Here is an 18196-nt window from a genome sequence, read left to right as displayed (position 1 = left end):
CGGGGTTGGCAAACAGGCGTGCCGCAAGCTCCTAGACTTCGACATCGGTAAACCTCATCTCCAATCATCTGTCATATCTTTCAGCGCTGATGGCAAGCCGCTTCGGCGTTTGTTGATTCTGAGACGCCCGAACTCCGGCTTGTGGGCGTGGTGTATTGCCAATGGTTCACATCATCCGCCATGGTCAAGCAGGCTAACTCAAATGTCATCCCCTTCGGGTCGCGGGAGATCAGCCCGTCCGAGGCGATGCACGCGGATACGCGTGCCATTCTCCAGACGTGCCGCGAGCGTCTGATTGATACCGTGCGGGCGGTCTTTACGCGCCACGTCGGGCGCGCAAACGACGAGTTGCTCGCGATGATGGATCAAGCGGTCGACCAGGATCAGCGGCAGCTGTGTTTCGATGCCATGTCGCTGCTGGCCAATCGCGCACCGATGTTGTTGCAGCAGTTCCGTGAGACCTATGTGAGACTCTTCGATGAGGCGATCGAGCGTCTTGGGCAGCCGGATGTGCACAGACAGGCCGAGCTGCCTGATGAACTCAAGCTGGTCGACGAAGAAGACTTCGAACTCGATCTGGCGATGACCAAGCTGACGACACGCGCGTCGTTCAATTGTGCTCAGCCTTTGGTCGCGCTCGACCGGCGCCTCACGGCCCTGCTGAATGGCGCGAAAGTCAGCCCGGAAAACAGCCCGCTGCATCCGATCACCCTCTACCAGGCCCTGTTCCAGGCATTGACGGCCATGGATGTCAGCCGTGAGTCGGCGATCTTTCTGATGCAGCTGTTCGAGCGTCATACATCTACCGAGTTGCCGGGTATCTATAACGAGATCAATCGTTATTTGATCGAATCAGGAATCCTGCCCAAGATTCCACTGACCGAACCGCAAACCCAGGCCTCCGCCGTTCAGCCAAACGTTTCTGGATCGGCATCCGCGCCAGCGACGCCGGCCGCGCCGATGATGTCAACGGATGACGTCTTTGCGCAATTGGTCTGCGCTTTACAGGGGCCGGCCGCTTACCCGGTGTTGCCGGCCAATGTCGCTGGATCAGCCGTCTCCGTCGCCCCCTATCGGGGGCCGCTCGTGGTCCCGCCGTCGTCTGGGGCATCGCCACGCTTTGGACGCGAACAGTTGCTGCAGACGCTGGGCAGTCTGCAACGCGGACCGCTTGTTCCAGGCTCAGTGCCGGGTCTGGGCATGGCGCCTCTCGACCCTCAGGCCGGTAATGTCGTCGCGCAACTGCGCGCCACGCCCATGGCCAACGGGTCGCCACCCGTTGATGTCATAACGATCGACATCGTGGCCATGCTCTTCGAGGCGATCTTCGATGACCCCGAGTTGCCGGCAACGATACGGTCTGAAATCGCCAAGCTCCAGATTCCGGTGCTGAAAGTCGCGCTGCTCGACAAGGGATTTTTTTCCGACCGCAAGCATCCGGCACGACGTCTGCTCGATTTCATCGCCCAAGCGGGCGTTGGGCGCGGAGAGCAGGAGAATCCGGGGTTGTTGGCGGCGATTCGTGCGGTCGTGACGGCCGTAATCGAGGGTTTCGAGTCCGACATCGGGATCTTTGCCGACCAGGCCGAGAAACTCGAAGCCTTTCTAGCTGAGGAGGACGCGCAGTCGCGTGACAAGGCGGTCGGACTCGTCGCGGGGCTTGCCCAGCGCGAACGCCAGGAACTGGCCACTGACCGTGTCAATGCCGAGATCCAACAGCGCGTCAGCCGGCCGGATGTCCCGGGGCTGATCGTGGAGTTTCTTGAACGGGGTTGGAGTCAGGTTCTAAGCGATGTGTTCGTGCGCCAGGGTGAGACGGGGCCCCAGTGGACTCAGGCGATCCAGCTCATGGATGAATTGATCTGGAGTGTCGAACCCAAGATCCGTCCAGCGGACCGCGAACACTTCATTGGTATGCTGCCGCGTCTGATCCAGGGGTTACGTTCGGGACTGGTGCGTTTGGGTTTGGAGGACGCTTGGAGCGAGTTCTTCAGCGTGCTCATTCAGCGTCATGTGGCGGCCTTGCGCGGTGAAGGGGCCGCGATGGGTGCGGCTTCGACATTGCAGCCTCCGAGCGCTCCGGCGACGGAACGCGCTGCCGCGCCGTCCAAGCCGATGTCAGGCGGCTATGGCGCACCGACGACCGATGACCCCCATCTCAAGCTGGTGCAGGCTCTCGACCTGGGCGCCTGGATCGAGTTTCAAACAGAGCGTGGAACACGCAACACCCTGCGTCTGAGCTGGGTGAGTGAATTCAAGGGTGTTTATCTTTTCACCAATCGTCAGGGTGAGAATGCCATGACACTCGCGGCGGCCAGTCTGGCGGCGCATCTGCGTAAGGGAACCGCACGTCTGCTGAGTCAAAACCCACTGACCGAGCGGGCCGTCGCGCGGGTCATGGAGCGGATTCAGCCGACAACCGCCGAGTCAAGCGCTTGATCTCGTCCGCCAGCCCATGTCGAGGCACGAATCCCAGGGCCGCCATGGCGCTGGAGTCATACCAGGCATCCTGCGTCAGTTTCGAGAGCACATCCAGCGTGAGTGGCATGCGCCTTCCAAACCAGCGCTCAGCAAGCGTGCCGCCCGCCGCCGCGCGGCGCAACATCCACAGCGGCACCGTCCAGCGCGGGATCGGTCGCCCGAGAGCGAGCCGGATCTGCTCGTAGATCCAGCGGGTCGAATAGGGCTGACCGTCCGTGGCGATGTAGGCGCGTCCGCCGCTCTCCGGGTGGCGGGCGATCAGGAGTGCGGCGTCGATGGCATCCTCGACATGGATCGCCGAGCGTCGATTCTGGAGGCGCGGCCAGGGCGGGAAGCGTCCCGCCGCCACGGCACCGACCAGACGCGCGATGTTTCCGGCGCCATCGAGCCCATAGACCATGGGCAGTCGCATCACGCTGACCTTGATGCCGTGCGCGTGACCTAATGCGAGCACCTGCTGTTCGGCGGCGAGCTTGGCGCGACCGTAGAGACAGTCCGGCTCGGGTGGTGCGTCGGCGCTCGCTGGATGACCGAGCGTTCCTGCGCGATCGCCCATCGCCTTGACGGTGCTGACATAGACCAGCCGCTCGATCGACGCGTCGGCGAGTGCGGCGACGAGGTTGGCCGTGCCCTCGGCGGTTACGCGCCAGTGATCGGGCGCGTTGTAGAGATCCGGTTCATCGGGGCGGGGGGCGTAGCTGGCGAGATGAAAGACCGTCTGCACGCCCGCGCCGAGTCCGGCGAGGCTGGCGGCATTGGTCAGATCACCTTCATGGACGGCGACGTGGTCATTCGGCCACAGCCGGCGCGCCGCCTCGGGCGAGCGGGTCAGGAGGGTTACTGGATGTCCGGCGGCGAGCAGGGCTGAGACCAGACGGCGTCCGACCTGACCGGTGGCACCAGTGACCAGAACCGAGCCGAGTTGGGCATCGTGAGTCGTACTCGTCATCCGTGCCTCCTGGATCTAAGCCAAATCCGCACCGCCTTGAGTCCGAAATGCGCCCAGATGCCAAGCACCACCAACCCGCTGAAGGCACGCGAATGCTGCCGGGCCTGATGTTTGCGAAAGAAGCGCACCATGCCGCGATGCTTGTGACGCTCGACGGCCAGCGGATCACCTGTGCTACAGGCGCCCTTGTGATGGATGACGCTGAGGTTCGGCACAAAGAGAATGGTCAACCCCGCCGCCTGGAAGCGCACGAACCAGTCGAGATCCTCGCAATGCAGGAAATACCCCTCGTCGAGCAGCCCGACCTGCGCTAGCGCGGCGCGGGTCGTCAGCATGAACGACCCCGAGATAGCCTCGACCGCGACCGGCCCGGTGGGGAGTGGCTGATGACGCTGATCCAGACGCCGCCCGGCCGTCGAGCGGTGCAAACGGTCCAGATGCAGGAGGCGCTGGAGTGCGATCCAGGGGTCCGGGATCGCGCGTCGACAGGCGACCTGTTCGCTGCCATCCGGATCAAGCACCAGACAGCCGATCAGACCGACCTCGGGTCGGGCATCGAACAGGGCGATCAGGCGTTCGAGTGTCTCGGGTGCGATGAGACAATCGGGGTTGAGAAAGAGCAACCGCTCGGCGTGCGTCAGGGGCAGCGCCCGATTGTTCGCGGCGGCGAAACCGAGATTAGCGCCGTTCTCCAGGATCTGCAGACGCGCATCCCGACCATGCGCCTGTCTGAGTCGCTCCAGACTGTCATCACGCGACCCATTGTCGCTGACGATGACCTCGACCGGAACGCTGGACGCAAGCGCCGCGCCCACCGCCTCAGTGAGCAGCGGCCCCGCATTGTAGTTGACCAGGATGATACTGACGGACGGGGTTGGCGGGTGGCTGGTGTCGGTCACGCACTGGACTCCGGGGCGAGTGCCGCGCGCACGGCCCGTTCGGCCGCCGCGAAGCTGAAATGGCGTTCCATCACCTCCAGCCCGCCCGCCGAGAGACGTTGCCAGAGGTTCCGGTCCTGGTGCAGACGGATGACCGCCTCGGCCATCGCCTCGGCGGTGTCAGCGATCAGGACCGATTCGCCGTCGACCAGATGCATGCCCTCGACCGCCAGCCCGGTGGCGACGACCGGCAGCCCGTGGGCCAGGCTCTGGTTGATCTTGCCCTTGACGCCGGCGCCATAGCGCAGCGGCGCCACCGAGAGCATGCAGCCGGCAAAGAACGGCTCAACGTTCGGCACATAGCCCAGCACATCGACTCCGACCTCGTCTCCGGCGCGCGCTAGCACCTCGGCGGGTGGGTCCGAGCCGATGACCTTGAGCCTAAGCGCGGGCAGACGCGCGCGCAGTTGCGGCATGACCGCATCGCAGAAGAAGAGCACGGCATCGCGGTTGGGCGGATGCGAGAACGCGCCGATGAAGAGGATATCGCGCCGCGCCTCGGGCGGGTTGGCCGAGCCGAAGATATGGTGGATATTGGAGACCACCCGCACCTCGACGTCCGGTGCTTCCGCCGCCAGCAGAGCGCGCTCGGCCTCGCTCACCACCAGGGTCAGATCGGCCCGACGCATCAGATCCAGTTCCTGACGCTTGCGCGCCTCGGCGAGCAGGCGCGTGCCCCGGTCGCCGAGCAGTTCGGCGAGCCGCTGCTCGCGCAGGAAATGCAGATCGACGGTATCGAAGATGATCCGTGCCCGTGGGCAATGACGCCGCGCGGCGGGCATCACCTGGGCCGCGGCATCAGCGCGGCTCAAAAGCACCAGATCATAGCGTTTGCCTTCACTGGCCAGGTGACAGGCGATCGAGCGCACATAGGGCCGATAGAGCACCTCGAAGCCCTGTCGCTGCAAGTCGGCGACATAGGGCGGCGGCGCTTCCAGATTGGCGGCGGCGAAGGTCACCTGATAGCCGAGTCCCTGCAGGATGCGAAACAGGTTGAGCATGCGCAGTGAGCCGGATTCGCGATCCGGCGTGACCATGTAGCTGTCGACCACCAGCACCCGCTGGCTCGCCTCGACGGTCATGGTGTGCGCCAGAGGCCGGGCACGCGGCTTGGACTCGTCTCGGTTCTCGTCATCGGGCGCACACTGGACCACGCGCGAGAGTGGCTGACAGTAGACCCCGAGGCCTTCGGCGCGGACGCGCTGGGCCAGGTCGATGGCCAGATCGCTGGACGTGACCAGGGTGGAATCAAAACCGCCCAGAAGCCGGAACAGGTCGGCGCGGATCGCAAGTGCGGCCAGCGAGCAGACATCGACCGCACGCCGATAGCCGTTAGCGGGCTGATCCGGGTCGTCCAGGTCGCCCAGCGCGTGCGCCCGGCCATCGGCATCGAGTCGGCGTCCCGCCTCGCGCTGGCGTCCATCGGGATAGAGCAGCCGGCTGCCGAGGAGGCCGGCCGCCGGTGTCTCGGTGAAGCTCTGCACCAGCACATCCAGCCAGCCGGATTGCACCTGGGTGTCATCGCCCAGAAAGACGATCCAGTCGCCGCGTGCCCTCTGTGCTCCCTGGTTGAGCAGGTTGGCCAGTCTTGGAGGGGCGTCCGTCGTGTTGAGCGGTGTTTGGATCAGGCGTGCGCCCGGATACCCGGCCAGCCGCCGCGTCCTGTCATCGAGCGTTGCGGCGACCAGGATGACCTCGAACGCCGTTTGTGTCTCGGCGCTGGAGAGCGCGGCGAGACAGTGATGGATAGCCCGCAAGGGTCGCTGGATCGCAATGACGATCGAGACACAGGGTGCGGCGTGACAGGGGACAGCGATGGGCGCGAAGGGTTCTTCGAGCGCGAACAGGGTCGGCGGCCCTCTGGAGTCGAGTGGGCGGATATGCAGCCGCCGGCGCAGTTTGCGCAGTAAGACTGCAACCCCTTCGGTGCGCAAGACATGCAGCATCCGCGGCAAATAGCGGACGGCGATCTCGACGAGGTTCGTATAGTAGGCGCGCGCAATGATCATTCAGCAGAGCGCCGTCCAGGGCTTGTAGCGGATGGCCAGCGTGGCGTCATGAGGCATGCGGACTCACTCAGTAACCGTTCAATAACAACGGGCCCATCTTTACCCCTCGCCCCTCGTGGGAGAGGGGGTCGAGAGGGGGGAAGATGGACCGGGATGGTGAATTTTTTGCACTGCTACTCAGTGCTTGGCACCGCGTCGCGGCGTTCTGGACGCGGTTTGAGCGCCGTTCAGTATTGGTTCATGGGGCGAAAAGCCGGGGCCGATGGCCACTCAGGCGGCTGCGGTTGGGACGGACCCTGCTGACGCGATTCCAGCTCCTCGATCCGGCGCTTGAGCGCCTCGACCTCACCCGGATCGATCTGGGGCTGAGTTGAGGGCGCGGGTGCCTGAGCCGGAACCGCCCCATAGCCGGCGGGCGGCACACCCAATCCAGGAGCGCCATAGGGCGGGCCATACGGGGCTCCATAGACGCCTGGATATCCATAGCCATAGGGGCCGCCGCCCCAATAGGGATCGTCATAACGGTCGCGGTCGCCCCCGAACCAGCGGTTCGGGTTCATCATGTTGCCGAAATTGAAGGCGTGGCTCACAGGCGTATAGGCCATGATGGCGACCGCCCCGCTCAGGGCGAGGATGGCGAGTGTAGGCTTGGGCTTGACAGACACTGACATGAATCCTCCAGATCGGGTTTTATGGTGTTTTTTTAGTCGTCCTGCGTCTTGAACTCTGGCTGAGTGCGCCAGTTGGTCAACATGAGGCTGTGACATCTCAGCCGTGCTGGTGAGTCGGCGCATGATGGTGCGGATGATGGTGTCCAGGTGCGGCCGTGCCTGTCAGCCCCGAGCGATGCTCGCCGGCGTGCTGATGACTGGGGCGAATCGTACGCCCGAGTTCCAGACGCGCACGCTGGGCCTGGAGTTCATCGCGCAGCCAGTGTAGCCAGGGCTCCAGATCCGCGCTCGAGCGCGCCGAGACGGTCTCGAATGGCGCCGTGCTGGCGAGCGCGCGCAGATGGTGCTCGGCGCGTTCAGGATCGAACTCCGGCATCAGGGGCTGTAGATCGGACTTGGAACAGAGCACCAAGTCAGCCGAACGGAACATGACCGGATACTTCGCCGGCTTGTCGTCGCCCTCGGGGACCGAGATCAGGATGACGTTGCGATGCTGGCCCAGGTCGAAGCTGGCCGGGCAGACCAGATTGCCGACGTTCTCGATGAAGAGCAGGTCGATGCCGTCGAGATCCAGTCGATGGAGCGCTTCGTGGACCAGATGAGCGTCGAGATGACAGGCGCTGCCGGTGGCGATCTGGATCGCCGGGACACCCTTGGCGCGGATCCGCTCGGCGTCGTTCTCGGTCTCCAGATCGCCCTCGATCACCGCGATGCGCAGCTCGTGCCCGAGCGCCTCGATGGTCGCTTCCAGCAGGCTGGTCTTGCCCGCACCGGGCGAGGACATGAGGTTCAGCGCCAGCACGCCATGATGATCGAGATGCTCGCGGTTATGCGTGGCCTGGTGGTCGTTTTCAGACAGCAGTCCCTGAAGCACCTCGACGGCGGCCTTGCCATCTCTGGTCCGGGCATGATGCCCATCGCCCTGGACCAAATGTTCGTTACCGGGTGTGATGTTGCAGCCGCAGGTGTTGCACATGTTGACGAGTCCCTCCCAGCGAAAAGGGCAGTGTACGTCATAGGAAAGGCAAAGGTTAGTCCCTTTGCCGGGTCGGCGGAGACGCGGAGCGGCGATCAAGGATCTGCTCGTTCGTGACTGGTGTTTTACGCCGATTCTGGGCAGACTTCAGGCGGCCATTGAGCCTGTTTCAACAATAGACCCGGATTCCGAGTTTCTGCCATGTATTTCAAGTCTGCACGATCGGCTGACCCCACATGAACCCGATCGATCTGCTGCGTCCACTCTGGCGCGCGCTGCCCATTGATCTCCACTGGCGTCAGCGTATCAAGCATTTTTTGCTGCAAGGGCCGCTCGCGCGTCTCGGGTCACGCCAGATGGCCGTGCTCGACGCGCCGGCCTGGGACGGCGACTGGAGTGTCCTGCGGCCACCGCTCGACGCGCCGGCCGACCGGCTGCTCGTCATCGACTGGAAGCCGCCGACGCCCGATCTCGACTCAGGTTCCTATCGCCTGCGCCTGATCCTGGATCTGTTGCTGGAGTCGGGCGTCGCGATCGACTTCATCGGTGATCGTGAGGCCGAGCATCCGGACTATGCCGAGGCGCTGCGTGCGCGCGGCATCACGACACTCGTCGGCCAGTCGGCGGCGCTCGATCATCTGGCCGCACAAGGGCATCGCTACCGCCAGGTCTGGATCTCGCGTCCCGAGGTCGCTGAGGTCTATCTAGCGCCGGTGCGTGCGCATGCGTCCCAGGCGACGGTCATCTATGACACGGTCGATCTGCATTGGGTGCGGTTCGAGCGTGGTGCGGCCTTCGCGTCCGATCCAACCGAGCTGCTGGAACGCGCACGCCACTATCGCCGGCTCGAACTGGCCAACGCGCGCGCGGCCGATCGCGTCATCGCCATCACCGAGGACGAACGCGCGCGTCTGCTCCAGGAAGACCCGAGGCTTGATGTGCGTGTGCTGCCGAACGTCCATCCGGTCGTCGACCGGGCCGCACCTCTGAGCGCGCGGCGTGATCTGTTCTTCATCGGCGGTTTTCAGCACGAACCCAATGTCGACGCCATGCACTATTTCGCCGCCGAGATCCTGCCGCTGGTGCGCGCCGAGCTGCCGGCAGTGCGTCTGCGCATCGTCGGCAGCCATATGCCGGAATCGGTCCGTCAACTCGACTCGCCCGCCATCGAGGCCGTCGGCTATGCGCCTGAGGCCGAACCCTATTTTGCCCAGGCGCGGATTTTCGTTGCACCCCTGCGCCATGGCGCCGGGATGAAGGGCAAGATCGGCCAGAGTCTCAGCCAGGGGTTGCCGGTGGTCACGACTTCTATTGGTGCTGAGGGCCTGGGTCTGACGCACGAGGACGAAGCCCTGATCGCCGATGATCCAGTGGAGTTCGCCGCAGCGGTCGTGCGGCTCTATCGCGACGAGGCACTGTGGTCGCACCTCTCCGAGGCCGGGCTGGCGTTGATGCGCGCGTGCTATTCGGTGCCGGTGGTGGCCGCCCGGTTGCGTGACCTGTTGACGGAGCCGGCGCCCGAGCCGGTCGCAAGCCCCCAGTCCGACCCGTCAGTGTCGAGCACCGAGCCGCACGCCGCGAGTCTGCCGCCCCGCGAGACCGACCGGCGTGTGCTGATCCTCGGCATCTATCTGCCTGAGATCGCCAACCATGCCGCAACGCTTTCGCGCGAATTGCTTGGTTCGCATGACTGGGAGGTCGATTTGCGTTGGGCCTCGGTGAGTGTTTCCACGTCCACGTCCAAGTCCAACGCGCCGACCGATCCCGAGCTGGAAGCCCTGACGCGACTGCACAGCCCGGAGCGCGTGCCCAAGTTCGAACTGCTCAACCGCCTGCTCGCCGAGGTCGAGATCGAGCGCTATCGCTATCTGCTGGTGGTCGACGACGACATCGAACTGCCGCCGGGCTTTCTCGACCGCTTTCTCGCCATTCAGGAGACGCGCGATTTCACACTGGCCCAGCCGGCGCGCACCCATGACAGCTATACCGACCATCAATTCGTCAATCAGCTGCTAGGGGTCGAATCGCGCCGCACGCGCTTCGTCGAGATCGGACCACTGTTCTCGCTGCGTCGCGATGGCTTCGCGTCTCTGCTGCCGTTCGATGAGGACGCGCCCATGGGCTGGGGGCTGGATTTCGTCTGGCCCGTGGTGCTGGAGCGTCATAACCAGCGGCTCGGTATCGTCGATGCCACGCCGATGCGCCATGCACTGCGCAAGCCGGTCAGTACCTACGACTACACCCAGACCCAGACGGCGATGCAGGCGTTCCTCGACCGGCAGCCGCATCTGACCCTGTCGGAGGCCTGCATTGCCGGCCAGACCTATCCACTGACTGGCCCGGCCGCGATCGCTTCCGCCCCATGAACCAGACGCCACTGATCAGCGCCATCCTCTGTACCTACAATCGTGCGCCCCTGCTGGCGCGGGCGCTCGGTGCGCTCTGTGCCCAGACGCTCGGCCCGGAACAGTTCGAGGTCGTGCTCATCGACGACGGATCGAGCGACGACACGGCTCAGGTCGCGGCGACCTTTGCGCCGCTGCTCGATCTGCGTTATGTCTATCAGCCCAACTCGGGTCTGGCGGCGGCCAAGAATCATGGTGTCTGTCTGGCGCGCGCGCCGATCGTGGTCTTTCTCGACGACGACGATGTGCTCGACAGCCGCGCTCTGGAACAGCACTGGCTGAGCCATCAGCGCGATCCTCGGGTCGAGACCGCCGTGCTCGGCCATACTGATCTCGCTCATGGGCCGGCGCGCTCGCCGCTGATGCGCTATGTCACGGGCGTGGGCTGTCAGCTCTTCTACTATCCCTCGCTCAAGGACGGCCAGGAGTTGGATTTTTCCTTCTTCTGGGGCGGGCGCTCGTCCTGTAAGCGCGCTCTGCTGCTCGAATATGGGCTGTTCGATCCAGTGTTTCGCTTCGGCGCCGAGGACATCGAACTGGCGTTCAGATTGCGCAAAGCCGGTCTGCGCGTGCGCTACAACGCCCAGGCGCTCAGCGCCATGATCCGCACCCTGAGCGTCGATGATTTTGCACGCCGCTGTGTCCTGCAAGGACGCTCGAACTGGGTCTTCTACCAGCGCCACCCATACAAGCTGGTGCGGGCCTGGGCGCAGATCGATGGAGTCGAGTCTGAATGGACGCGCATCGCGCCCTATTACGCGCGTCTGCTCGACAGCGCGCGCGGACTCGACCGCTTAGCCAATGCGCGCGCCGAGCAGGATCTGACGCTTGATCCGCTCGCGACCCAGCTCCTGCATCGCGCCTATGCCGCGCTCTTTCGCGCTAGTCGGATCAAGGGGACGGTGGAGCGGATGGGTGAGGATGATGTGGGCGCTGGGCCCGGTTAGTCAGTCCCCGGCGATGACGACCGGGCGCCACACCAGCCGCTCGACGCCGAGGGCGACGACGGCGAAGGCGTGGAGTGTCTTGAGTCCATGACGCTGGATCAGGGTGGCGCCATAGTCGCGCGCCTGGGCTTCGGCCTCATTGAGTCGGGCGGCGACGGCGGAGCGTTGAGCCAGTTCCGCGCGTGGGGCGGCGCGCACCTGCTCGCCGCTGAGTCCGAGTTCCTTGAGGCCCAGGTATTTGAACTCCAGCACCAGATCCAGCGCCTGGAACCGGCGCATGTCCGGGCGCAGGATCAGTGCCAGATCGGCATAGCCACGGTCGGTCTCCAGCTCCGAAACGACCATGTAGAGCCGATCGTCGAACAGCAGGGTCAGGAAGGCGAACTTGACCAGCAGCTCGTTGGTCCAGCGATAGTCGCGGTTGGAGAGTACGCGGAAATAGCCCTGTTCGATCAGATCGGCGAGCGGGGTGAGATCGGCCTGTTGCGCCAGCCGGCGGATGGCTGGTTGCAGGGCGCGGGCCGACTCGCCTTGATTGACCTGTGGCAGCCAGGTTTCGCGCAGACGCTCGACATAGAGTCCGCGCGCGACCAGATTGGGGATGCGCAGTCGGCATTCGTTGAAGGGCGTGAGTCCGTCGAGTGTGAGGATGCCGAAGAAGTACAGCAGCGAGGCCATGAACGGCTGATCTTTGACCGCCGCCAGGACGTCGGCCACGCCGAAGCGTCGCACCAGCTCGGGGACCACCACCGGCGCTTCGTGTTTCTCGCTCTCGGCCTCCTGTCCGCCCAGGGCCGCGATCAGCAGCGCCTCGCCCTGGGGCAGGCTGGCGATATAGGTGAGCTTGTTGCGGTCCATGGCCAGATTCTCATCGAGCAGCCGGCTGGGTGGACGACCGGCGCGCGCCAGGGCTTTGAGGAAGTACAGACTCAGGGTCGGGTTATAGAGGCTCTCGGTGGCCTCTTCGCTGAAGCGATAGCCGTTGTAGAAGGTGCGCATGGTGGCCAGGGCTTCGCTCACCAACCAGGGTGGCGTCTGGCCGTCTTTGCTCGCGGCGAGCTGTTCCAGGACGGCGCTGACCTCGGATTCGGTGAAGCCGCACAGGTCGTTGAATTCCGGCAGCAGATAGATCGACTCGCCGACGTTGTAGCCGCTGGTCATGTCGCTCAGGACCACGGGCGAGACGCCGGTGATGAAGACGCGATCCAGTCCCATGCCGCCGGCGGCGGCCTTGACTGCTTTGAACACGGTCTTGAGCAGTCCTTCGCCGTAAAGCAGTGACTCGTAGCGATCCTGACTGCCGGAGCGACCGGCCATCAGCACCTCGTTGGCAAAGTTGTCGTATTCGTCGATGAGCAGATAGAGCTTGTGCGAGGTCTGGGAGACGGCGCGCAGGGCTGACTCCCAAGAGGAGATGGCGTTGTCGGGATGAATCCGGATCGCGGTCTTGAGCTGAGCCGCATAGGTCTCGCGAAAGTTTTCGATGCGGTCATTGATGTGCTGATGCACTGTGTGCTCGATGTCGTGCACTTCACCCTGGGCCGGGACCAGTGAGAAGTCCCATTTCATGACGAAATACTGGTTGTGCAACGGGGTCGGGTTCCGTCCTACGGCTAGGTGTCCGAACAGCGTCTCGAACTGGTCGGCACGGGCCAGATCGTAATAATGCTCCAGCATTGACAGCAGCAGGCTCTTGCCGAAGCGGCGCGGGCGCAGAAAGATCAGTTGGCGACCCGCTGCTTCGATGTCGGCGAGGCGGTCGGTGCGGTCCAGATACCAGTAATCGTGTTCGATCAGGGTGCTGAAGTCGCTCAGGCCGTAGGGGAAGTGCATGGGAGCGGTCCTCGGGGTTCGGGCGCGGTGGGTGTAGTTTAGCGTGATCGGTGGCGCCGGCGTGTCTGTGTGCGCCTTGTCGCGGCGCGCTGGTGTGGGCTAGAGTCTGGAGATCGCGTGGCCGTTAGAGAGGGGACCGTCATGGCATTGGCGCAAGAAGACATTGTGTTCATCAAGCAGCATCTCGGGGAGTGGCTGGCTGAGCAGAGTCTCGGCAAGCCGCCGGTGGTCTATGAGGTGGAGCTGCGTGAGCGCATGGTGCGGGTGGAGGAGGAGCTGAAGCATCAGCGTGAGTTGATGCTTCAGGGCTTCGAGCAGGTCGACAAGCGCATCGAGCAAGTGGACAAGCGCTTGGATCTCATGAAGGCCGACATGGACAAGCGCTTAGATCTCATGAAGGCCGACATGGACAAGCGCTTTGAGCAGGTCGACAAGCGCTTTGAGCAGGTCGACAAGCGTTTCGAGCAGATCGATAAGCGTTTCGAGCAGGTCGACAAGCGTTTCGACGAGATGCTCAAGCGCCACGACAGGCACTTCATGTGGCTGGTGGGATTCATCGTTTCGGGCGTGATGGTCGTCATCGGCGCGATGCGTTATCTCTAGTCGGCGCCGTTCGTCGGTCGGCTTGGTCGGGTGGCGGATGTTTTGCTATGATCCGGCCCGTTTGGTTACACGCCGGGAATGCTCAAGGGATACGGAGTCAATGAGTCAGCGGAGTCGTCGGAAAAGCCGGAACAAGGGTCGTCAGTCGGGCGCGCGGGGGCGTTCGGGTGTGGCGTCGACGCTCAGGCTCGCTACCCTGGCATGAAACTTATCTACCTGGACATGTGTTGCTTCAATCGTCCCTATGACGATCAGTCGCAGGCGCGTATTCGTTTGGAAACCGAGGCGAAACTGCTCATCCAAGAGAGCATCCACGCCGGTCGGTGCAAGCTGGCCTGGTCGGCCGTACTCGACTTCGAATGCAGTAAAAATCCCTTCCCGGAACATCGGCAAGCCATCTTTCAGTGGAGAAGATTGGCGGCCTGTTGTGTCCGGTCCACGCCGGATATCATCGCAACGGCCACGCAGCTCGAAGGACATGGCCTGGCACGCTTCGACGCCTTGCATGTGGCCTCGGCGCTGGCGGCACAAGTGGATATTTTTGTGAGCACCGATGATCGATTGCTCAAAAAGTGTCGCAAGATGATCGGTCGGATCAACGCGGAAAGACCGGCTGAGGCGTTGGCGATTCTGGAGAATTGGTATGAGGACTGAGGCGGAAATTCGTCTGGCCGGCATGCAGGCGCTCATCGGTGCACTCGGGCTGGTTGAGGCCGAACGCTTTTTGGCCGCCGTATCGCGGGACAAATTCGATTACACCGAATGGCGTAAAACTGGGCTGCCCGATATGAGCCTCGATGAAATCGCCGTGGCCGCCAACAGTCTTGCAGACCAACTCGACCGTAATGATGAGTTGCCGCACTAACACGAGCGCAGACAGGGGCAGTCGGTCACGTGAGTCGGCGTCGTCGTCGGAAAAGCCGGAACAAGGGTCGTCAGTCGGGCGCGCGGGGGCGTTCGGGTGTGGCGGCGGCGATCCCTATGGCGGCGGTTTGGCTGCTGTGCGTATTCGAAACGCCCTGAACGTGTGAAGACCATGCCAATCATCAGCCGCTTTTTCGGTATCGTCATTCGAATGTTCTTCAATGAGCATGCGCCGCCGCACTTTCATGTCGAATATGGTGACTATCGCGCTACTATCGACATTCGCGCACTCGCCATCATCGATGGAACGTTGCCGCGTCGAGCCGCCGGGTTGGTGCTTGACTGGGCTGAATTGCACCAAAGTGAGTTGCTGCGTGACTGGGAACTGTGCCAACAGCATCAGCAACCCGACGAGATTGCGCCGCTGGAATAAAGAGGGTGAGCGAGGATGGATTGGGACGTAACAGAGGCCAGTGTTCTGGAGCATGGCTGTATCTATGTCAAATTTGCCGATGGTCTCGAAGGCAAAGTCCGTTTTCAGCCAACGGCCTATCGCGGTGTTTTTGCGAAATTACGCGATCCGGCAGAATTCAACAAACTGATGGTCAATGATTATTTTGTGACTTGGCCGGGTGAGCTGGATTTGGCGCCGGATGCCATGCATAACCATATCAAGGAATCAGGCGAGTGGGTCATCAACTAGCCTACGGCCTGTAAATAGCGAGAAGCAATACATGTTCAACCGCATTTCCATGATCGGCCTCGGCGATATCGGTCTGCCCACCGCCACGCTGTTTGCGGCGCGCGGGAAGCAGGCCGGCACCGCGCGTCTGTAGCGGTGGGTGTTGGGCGTCGGTCGGCTTGGCCGGGTGGCGAGTGTTTTGTTATGATCCGGCCCGTTTGGCCACACGCCGGGAATACTCAAGGGATATTGAGTCAGTGAGTCAGCGTAGTCGTCGGAAAAGCCGTAACAAGGGTCGTCAGTCGGGTGCGCGGGCGAATGTGGCGCTGTTCCAGAGGATGCACCGATGCTGAGTCAGACGATGATCGAGGCGGCGGCTCAGCGAATCGCGGCGGCCGCTCATGCGCCGCTGAAGGTGATTTTGTTCGGTTCCTATGCGCGCGGTGAGGCGGATACCGGTTCGGATCTGGATTTTCTCGTCGTCGAGCAGGAGATCCCGGATCCGGCGAACGAGTATCTCAGGCTGCATCGCGCGGCTTGCGGTGTCGAGGTGGGTGTCGATATCGTGCTGATGACGGTGGCGGAATTCGAGAAGAAGCGTGATTGGTGGAGTACGCCTGTGTATTCCGCCGTGCGCGAAGGGAAGGTGTTGTATGAGCACGCATAGCGAGCAGGCCGCCGCACGCATGCGCGACAGACTGCTGGAAGCGGCGTATGCCTGAGATCTCGCGATTTCTCGGTATCATCATCTACATGAACTGGGGTGATCACCCGTTGCCGCATTTTCATGCACGATACGGTGACTACGAAATCGCTGTTGAAATCGAAACCGGTGTCGTCCGTGGTGAGTTTCCCAAGCGTGCGCTGCGTGCTGTGCTTGAGTGGGCTGACCTCAATCAAGAGCCACTGATGCAGAATTGGAATTTCGCCATCCAGCGCAAGCCACTCCACCCAGTGCCGCCTTTGGAGTAAGCTATGCCCTTTTTGCACACCCTAAGCATCGAGCCCCGCGAAGCCTACCGATTGCAAGTCACTTTCAACAATGGCGTTAGCGGCGAAATCGATTTATCGAACGAACTCTGGGGCGAGGTCTTCGAGCCGCTGAAAGATCCGCAGTTATTCAAAACCGCTCACCAGCATCCGGAACTCGGCACCGTCACCTGGGCGAATGGTGCTGATCTTGCGCCCGAATACCTGTTTGAGCTCCTGCAAAGACAAGCCAAGGAAGCCGCCTGAAACCATGTTCAACCGCATTTCCATGATCGGCCACGGCGATATCGATCTGCCCACCGCCACGCTGTTTGCGTCGCGCGGGAAGCAGGTCAGCGGTGTCGATATGTCGCCGCAGGCTGTAAAGAGGCGGCAGATACCGTGAGTCAGCGGAGTCGTCAGAAAAGCCGTAACAAGGGTCGTCAGTCGGGTGCGCGGGGGCGTTCGGGTGTGGCGTCGACGTCTGTGGCGGCTTCGGTGGCGACGTCCGATTTGGCGTCGATGGTGTCTGCTTCGCGTCCGGTGTCCGGCTCGACGGCGTTGAGTCAGGCGGGGCCGGCGGCTCAGAGCGGTGAGCTGTTGCCCTGTGACGAGCAACTGTTCGACCGTGCCCTCACTCAATGGCAGTTCGGTGACTGGAACCGGCTCGCCGTACTCGATCCCGATGATTTTGCGCATCATCCGCGCCGCGCTCGGCTGGCGCTGTTGGCGGCGGCCGGGCATCAGCAGCTCGGGCAGGCTGAGGAGACGCGCCGTCTGGTGCGTCTGGCGCATGAGTGGGGCTGTGATCGTACGCTGATCGAGCGGATGTTGATCTCGGGGGTCTATAACACGCTGGGGTGTGCCACGGTGCTGGCGGGTCAGGAGGCCGGCGCCCTGCGTCACCTCGAAACGGCGCTGACGGTCGGTGCGCCGGGTAATGATCCCGAGCTATTGATGCAGGCGCGAATTCGCCATCAATTCGATGGCGGCGATCTGCCCAAGCTGGAGCCGCCGCGTGATCGACGGCATCGTCCCGCTCGGAGAGCGATGGGCGTCGATTCGGGAGCGGGGCAGTGGCCGCCGCCCGTGCGTTTGATCCATCATCTTGCGTGTACGGGCGGCACGCTGATCAGTCGCTGTATCGCGGCTCAACCCGATACCTGGGTGTTGAGCGAAGTCGATCCTCTGAGTCCGTTCGTGCCCGGCCGCTTTTTGCCGACCGATCTCATTGGCCTCAGTCGTTTTGGCTCGCCTCCCGCCGACACCGAGACTCAGATCGAGCTGTTCCTGGCCGGTCTGGCGGTGCTTTATGCGCAGGCGCGGCGTCAGGGTGAGCATCTCGTTTTGCGCGAGCATAGTCATGGTCAGTTCCATTTCGGCGAGGCGGTTGCTGAGCGGCCTACGCTGCGTGCGATCGTCGGGCGTGTCTATCCGACGCGGGCGCTGGTGACGGTGCGCCATCCGTTCGATACCTTTTTGAGTCTGCAAGACACCGGCTGGGTGCAGCATTTCAGTCCGCCGACGCTCGATGAGTATGCGCGTCGCGTTCATGCGTTTCTCGATGCGCATGCGGGCTGTCCGCTGATTCGCTATGAGGATTTCGTGGCCGATCCGGCGGCGACGATGCAGCGCATCTGTGAGGGGCTTGGGCTCGGCTACAATCCTGACTTCATCGAGTCGTTTTCGGCCATCGAGTTGTCCGGCGACAGTGGTCGACACGGTGACCGCATCAGTCCCCGCCCGCGTCGTGCGCATCCGCCCACCTTGGAGCAGGAGGCGTGTGCGTCCGAGGCGTTTCAAACCTTGCTCGACCGGCTCGACTACCGTCTGGATTGACTTCGATCTGTTCACCGCCCCAAGGCCGAA

The 18196-nt window shown here is 63.0% G+C and carries 19 protein-coding genes; 13 read left to right on the top strand and 6 right to left on the bottom strand.

The genetic code is table 11. From position 1 onward, the window contains the following. Positions 1 to 246: 246 nt before the first annotated feature. Complete coding sequence (locus GJ668_RS09195; RefSeq protein ID WP_246194756.1) at positions 247 to 2439, top strand: DUF1631 domain-containing protein; 2193 nt, start codon at positions 247 to 249, stop codon at positions 2437 to 2439. On the opposite strand, the gene GJ668_RS09190 is transcribed toward GJ668_RS09195, so the two are convergent. The 5 genes from GJ668_RS09190 to hypB form a co-directional block, all read right to left on the bottom strand. Then, positions 2396 to 3430 carry an NAD-dependent epimerase/dehydratase family protein gene (locus GJ668_RS09190; RefSeq protein WP_155449861.1) on the bottom strand — a complete coding sequence of 345 codons (1035 nt, stop codon included), beginning with the start codon at positions 3428 to 3430 and terminating at the stop codon, positions 2396 to 2398. The genes GJ668_RS09195 and GJ668_RS09190 overlap by 44 nt on opposite strands. Next, positions 3427 to 4329: a glycosyltransferase gene (locus GJ668_RS09185; protein ID WP_186342999.1), complete on the bottom strand. Its 903-nt coding sequence runs from the start codon at positions 4327 to 4329 to the stop codon at positions 3427 to 3429. The genes GJ668_RS09190 and GJ668_RS09185 overlap by 4 nt, the downstream gene beginning before the upstream one ends. Beyond that, complete coding sequence (locus GJ668_RS09180; protein ID WP_246194755.1) at positions 4326 to 6377, bottom strand: glycosyltransferase; 2052 nt, start codon at positions 6375 to 6377, stop codon at positions 4326 to 4328. The genes GJ668_RS09185 and GJ668_RS09180 overlap by 4 nt, the downstream gene beginning before the upstream one ends. 227 nt (positions 6378 to 6604) lie before the next feature. After that, positions 6605 to 7048: a hypothetical protein gene (locus tag GJ668_RS09175; RefSeq protein WP_155449859.1), complete on the bottom strand. Its 444-nt coding sequence runs from the start codon at positions 7046 to 7048 to the stop codon at positions 6605 to 6607. Positions 7049 to 7145: 97 nt separating this feature from the next. After that, complete coding sequence (gene hypB / locus GJ668_RS09170; protein ID WP_155449858.1) at positions 7146 to 8024, bottom strand: hydrogenase nickel incorporation protein HypB; 879 nt, start codon at positions 8022 to 8024, stop codon at positions 7146 to 7148. A 236-nt stretch (positions 8025 to 8260) separates the two neighbouring features. Between hypB and GJ668_RS09165 the strand changes: the two genes are divergently transcribed. Beyond that, on the top strand, positions 8261 to 10390 hold the full coding sequence (locus GJ668_RS09165; protein WP_155449857.1) for a glycosyltransferase: 2130 nt from the start codon (positions 8261 to 8263) through the stop codon (positions 10388 to 10390). Continuing rightward, positions 10387 to 11376 carry a glycosyltransferase family 2 protein gene (locus GJ668_RS09160; protein ID WP_155449856.1) on the top strand — a complete coding sequence of 330 codons (990 nt, stop codon included), beginning with the start codon at positions 10387 to 10389 and terminating at the stop codon, positions 11374 to 11376. The genes GJ668_RS09165 and GJ668_RS09160 overlap by 4 nt, the downstream gene beginning before the upstream one ends. Here the strand turns inward: GJ668_RS09160 and GJ668_RS09155 are convergent, their stop codons facing one another. Beyond that, positions 11377 to 13209 carry an AAA family ATPase gene (locus GJ668_RS09155; protein ID WP_155449855.1) on the bottom strand — a complete coding sequence of 611 codons (1833 nt, stop codon included), beginning with the start codon at positions 13207 to 13209 and terminating at the stop codon, positions 11377 to 11379. A 141-nt stretch (positions 13210 to 13350) separates the two neighbouring features. Here GJ668_RS09155 and GJ668_RS09150 point away from each other — a divergent pair, with 141 nt between their 5' ends. From GJ668_RS09150 to GJ668_RS09105, 10 genes are all read left to right on the top strand, one after another. Then, positions 13351 to 13812, top strand: a complete 462-nt coding sequence (locus GJ668_RS09150; protein ID WP_155449854.1) for a hypothetical protein — start codon at positions 13351 to 13353, stop codon at positions 13810 to 13812. Between the two features lie 78 nt (positions 13813 to 13890). Further along, entirely contained in the window at positions 13891 to 14466 is a 576-nt protein-coding gene (locus tag GJ668_RS09145) for a PIN domain-containing protein (protein ID WP_222930769.1), read from the top strand. Then, positions 14456 to 14677, top strand: coding sequence for a hypothetical protein (locus tag GJ668_RS09140; RefSeq protein ID WP_155449853.1), 222 nt, complete (start codon positions 14456 to 14458; stop codon positions 14675 to 14677). The genes GJ668_RS09145 and GJ668_RS09140 overlap by 11 nt, the downstream gene beginning before the upstream one ends. Before the next feature lie 171 nt (positions 14678 to 14848). Further along, complete coding sequence (locus tag GJ668_RS09135) at positions 14849 to 15109, top strand: DUF4160 domain-containing protein (RefSeq protein WP_155449852.1); 261 nt, start codon at positions 14849 to 14851, stop codon at positions 15107 to 15109. Between the two features lie 15 nt (positions 15110 to 15124). Further along, complete coding sequence (locus GJ668_RS09130) at positions 15125 to 15379, top strand: DUF2442 domain-containing protein (protein ID WP_155449851.1); 255 nt, start codon at positions 15125 to 15127, stop codon at positions 15377 to 15379. Between the two features lie 340 nt (positions 15380 to 15719). Beyond that, positions 15720 to 16025 carry a nucleotidyltransferase domain-containing protein gene (locus tag GJ668_RS09125; RefSeq protein WP_222930768.1) on the top strand — a complete coding sequence of 102 codons (306 nt, stop codon included), beginning with the start codon at positions 15720 to 15722 and terminating at the stop codon, positions 16023 to 16025. A 47-nt stretch (positions 16026 to 16072) separates the two neighbouring features. Next, positions 16073 to 16330 (top strand): DUF4160 domain-containing protein, encoded by a 258-nt coding sequence (locus tag GJ668_RS09120; protein WP_155449849.1) that lies wholly within the window; start codon positions 16073 to 16075, stop codon positions 16328 to 16330. Between the two features lie 3 nt (positions 16331 to 16333). Beyond that, a complete protein-coding gene (locus GJ668_RS09115) occupies positions 16334 to 16594 on the top strand; it encodes a DUF2442 domain-containing protein (RefSeq protein WP_155449848.1) in 261 nt (86 codons plus the stop codon). A gap of 4 nt (positions 16595 to 16598) precedes the next feature. Then, positions 16599 to 16733: a hypothetical protein gene (locus tag GJ668_RS20920; protein WP_155449847.1), complete on the top strand. Its 135-nt coding sequence runs from the start codon at positions 16599 to 16601 to the stop codon at positions 16731 to 16733. Between the two features lie 116 nt (positions 16734 to 16849). After that, positions 16850 to 18166, top strand: a complete 1317-nt coding sequence (locus tag GJ668_RS09105; protein ID WP_246194754.1) for a sulfotransferase — start codon at positions 16850 to 16852, stop codon at positions 18164 to 18166. Positions 18167 to 18196 lie beyond the last annotated feature (30 nt).

This window comes from Allochromatium palmeri (genome assembly GCF_009720725.1).
Lineage (GTDB): Bacteria > Pseudomonadota > Gammaproteobacteria > Chromatiales > Chromatiaceae > Thermochromatium > Thermochromatium palmeri.
The sequence above is the reverse complement of the archived record's forward strand: the minus strand, read 5'-3'. Positions and strand labels throughout refer to the sequence as shown.